1 protein-coding gene is annotated in these 3,961 nt (G+C 33.6%); it reads left to right on the forward strand.

Annotation, left to right across the window (positions count from 1 at the left end):
- The first annotated feature begins 1,696 nt into the window (after positions 1 to 1,696).
- The gene (locus F6K22_RS34715; protein WP_293108935.1) at positions 1,697 to 3,166 is read left to right on the forward strand and encodes a response regulator; all 1,470 of its coding nucleotides are present in this window, start codon (positions 1,697 to 1,699) and stop codon (positions 3,164 to 3,166) included.
- The last annotated feature ends 795 nt before the right edge of the window (positions 3,167 to 3,961 follow it).

Below are 3,961 nucleotides of genomic sequence, written 5' to 3' on the forward strand. Positions count from 1 at the left end.
TTCCGACCGCTTGCGCCGTGAGACGGTGAGTGCAGTGCGCCCTTGCGGGTTAAGCGACAGTCACGCAACTGCCGTGAGCGGAGCGTCTCTGAAAGAGATACCCGGAGGGCGCGGGGTCGCACCGCTTTATCAAAGGGGCATTTGCTGTAAAATCTTTTTATCCCCCTTACTATTCGTAACATTGTTTTTTCACGCTTGGTATTAGATAGCAAATTTAAAATTTCTCTACCAAAAGTAATTAATTATTCAAAATATTCTAATTTCGTCTCTAGGAAAGTTATTAGTTTTAATAACTACAAATAATTTTCTATAAGACATTAGTTTCAAATACACAAGTTACAAGTATTTTCGAGCTATTATACAGTAGTAAATTAGTCAAAAATAGTTAGGGTTGGCTCAAAAAGTATGCGTGGGTTCGGGTAGGAGTCAGGAGTCAGGAGGAATAAGAATTACAGAGGAAGTAGAAGAAAGAATTGTCTGAGGTTTTTCCGCCATTGTCTGCTCAAAATGCTCATATTTTGAACTACAGTAAGCAAAAAGCTGACACTTCTTTCTGTGAAAAAAGGCTAATGGGACTTACAGATAAAGGCTTTTAGAGTTAATCAGCAAGCCCTAGTTATCAAAAATATCTAAGATTGATTACCATTTTTTTTTAATATAGTCTGTAGTGAAGTAACAGAGATTTATACTAATAAAAAACAGTTCTGTAGGTTAACATTTCATTTAATAATGCTAACAAATTCAGTCTTCTTATACTTTCATAATTCTCCGTTTTTACTCTGATAAATCACCCCCAGCAACTACCTAAAAATCTGGTTTTTAGATTATGTCTCTAGGAGAGATATCCTCATTGAGTATCAGCTTTTATTGGGCAAATACCAGACATTCAATCATTAATAAATACAATTATAGCAATGCTCACCAACAGTGAGATACATAAGTTTTGGATTCCAGAGAATAGGGAATAGGGAACAAAAAAATACTGCACCTTTTTAATATGAGAAAAAAAATGGTTAACAAGGGTAGTTGATATTTTTCAGACCAAATATATTACATACAGCACAGTAGCTTGAAAAGGACAAGGCTTGAAACCCAGTTTTGTGGTCAAAACTTATATAGCAGTCCTTAACATGGTAGTGTAAAAAATATTTGGGAAAAAGGGAACAGGGTTCATTAATGGATAATGGATAATCGATAATTACCTCTGGTTAAAACCGCAACGGAATTGAATATAAATAAATATCTTAGCACTTTTTTTCCCTTTTATTGGGGAGGCTTCAAAGGGTGAATAATTAATAATTATTAATTATTCGGTAAGAGTTCCAGACTATTTATCTATTGTGGAGATTTTGACAAATAATTTAGGGTTGCTATATATAGTATAGAGTTAAAGGCTAAACTAAAAACAGAGAACATATAGTTACACAATAATTTTGTAGTGAGGTTAAAATTATTAAAAGTATTTTTTCTTGGTTAGGCGCATCTCAAGAATTTATTTGGCAATATAGCAAGTAAAGCAAAAGTTAGGACAGCAAAAAATCGGCAAAGCTAATACAGCCAATATTTTTCTCTTAACTAAAACCCTGTAGCTCTGACTGAATTAAACTTTCGCAATTCTCATACAATCCTATTATCAAATTACTCTCAAAAACAAAAAAATTGAGTTACTCAAAGTTCATAAATTTTACTAAATAATATGTCTAACAAGCAGCCATGTATTCTAGTGGTTGATGATGAGCCAGATAATCTAATTCTATTAGAAGAAATATTAACATTAGAAGGCTACTCAACTATATCAGCAAAAAGTGGCAAAGAAGCACTACAAGTTGCTAATCAATCTCCGCCTGATTTGATATTACTAGATGTAATGATGCCTGAAATTGATGGATTTGAAGTTTGTCAATGGTTACGTCATCATCCACGATTAAAGACAATTCCTATAATTTTTTTAACAGCTTTAGATGATGAAAAATCTAAATTGAAAGGTTTAGAATTGATGGGAGATGACTATATTACAAAACCATTTAATACTCGTTTACTTTTAGCAAAGATAGCTAATATTTTGCAGCTAAATCAAATACGTTCTCAAACTACGAAATCTCAAAATAGCCAACAACTAGATGAACAAAGTAATTTACAACTATCGGCTGCATTACGAATTAATCAGCTTTTATCCGAGAAATTGCGGTTGTTTGTACCAGAGCAGTTTTTATCTAGAATAGCCCCTGAAGGATTAAATTCGATTCAGCTTGGAGATGGGAAAGAAGAGGAATTAACAGTTTTATTTTGTGATATTAGAGATTTTACAGCAATAGCTGAATCACAAAATGCTAGAGATACTTTTAAGTGGTTAAATTCTTTTTTTCAGCAAATGAGTGCTTGTATTTCTGCTAATCAAGGATTTATAGATAAATTCTTAGGTGATGCAATTATGGCAGTATTTGATCGACATGAATGCCATAGTTTAAATGCTTTGAAAGCTGCTGTAATGATGCAGGAAAGTTTGCAAGAATTTAATATTAATTATCAGAAATATAATCTGAGAGAACCTGTAAAAATTGGTATTGGTATTCATACAGGTATTGGTGTTATTGGAACTTTGGGTTCTGAAAAAAGAATGGATTCTACAGTTATTGGAGATGTTGTTAATACTGCATCACGTTTAGAAAGTTTAACTAAGACTTATAGATGCTCAATTATTGTGAGTGAGCAAGTCATCTCTGAAATAGAAATATGTCAAAATAATTATCAAACAGGAAAACAGATAGAAACTAAACGTAATAGCCTTAATAGCCAAGAAAATTTCAGTAATCAGATTCAAAATAACCAGAATAATCAGTCTAGTTATTGTGAAAAAAATTATTACAGGTGGATTGATAAAGTGAAGCTCCGTGGAAAGCAAAAGGCTGTCAATATTTATGAGTTACTTGGTACTGAAAATAATCTTATTGAACCGGAAAAAATTGCAACTCTATCATTATTTAATAAAGCAATTAAAGGGTGGAAGCTTGGTAAATATACAGCAGCTTTAGAATATTTTGAACAAGTAAAAATGTTAAACTCTATTGATAATATTGCTGGTTTATATGTTGAACGTTGCCGAGAAAAGCTTGGTTTAGAGCAAATGGGGAAAAATGAAGTAAATTTAGCCGATCCGAATTTTTAATAAATTTGTATATAGCGTTTCTCAGGCTAATAAGTTACACCCATTTGGTATCTTTTCTTGAAATACAAAGGTTTCAGGAAAGCCGTTTTCAGGAGCCTAAAAACTATACGCAATATAAAGAGAAAATTTCATCCTCCGGCTCCGGGAGCTTCAGCGAATGAAACGACTATTGCTCTATACGCAATAGAAAATTTTCATCCTCCGACTCCGGGAGCTTCAGCAAATGAAACGACTATTGCTCTATACGCAATATTAAAGAGGAAAATTTTCATACTCCACCTCCGGGAGCTTCAGCAAATGAAACGACTATTGCTCTATACGCAATAGAAAAATTTTATCCTCCGACTCCGGAAGCTTCAGCAAATGAAACGACTATTACTCTATACGCAATATTAAAGAGGAAAATTTTCATACTCCACCTCCGGGAGCTTCAGCAAATGAAATAACTATTGCTCTATACGCAATATTAAAGAGAAAATTTTCATCCTCCACCTCCGGGAGCTTCAGCAAATGAAACGACTATTGCTCTATACGCAATATTAAAGAGGAAAATTTTCATACTCCACCTCCGGGAGCTTCAGCAAATGAAATAACTATTGCTCTATACGCAATATTAAAGAGAAAATTTTCATCCTCCGACTCCGGGAGCTTCAGCAAATGAAATGACTATTGCTCTATACGCAATATTAAAGAGGAAAATTTTCACCCTCCGACTCCGTGAGCTTCAGCAAATGAAATGACTCTTGCTCTATACGCAATATTAAAGAGGAAAATTTTATCCTCCACCTCCGGGAA

Source organism: Okeania sp. SIO2F4, from assembly GCF_010672385.1.
GTDB lineage: Bacteria > Cyanobacteriota > Cyanobacteriia > Cyanobacteriales > Microcoleaceae > Trichodesmium.

Bases quoted from the DNA above. Each gene is read 5' to 3' on its own strand.
- F6K22_RS34715 (WP_293108935.1), top strand. From the start codon at position 1,697: ATGTCTAACAAGCAGCCATGTATTCTAGTGGTTGATGATGAGCCAGAT.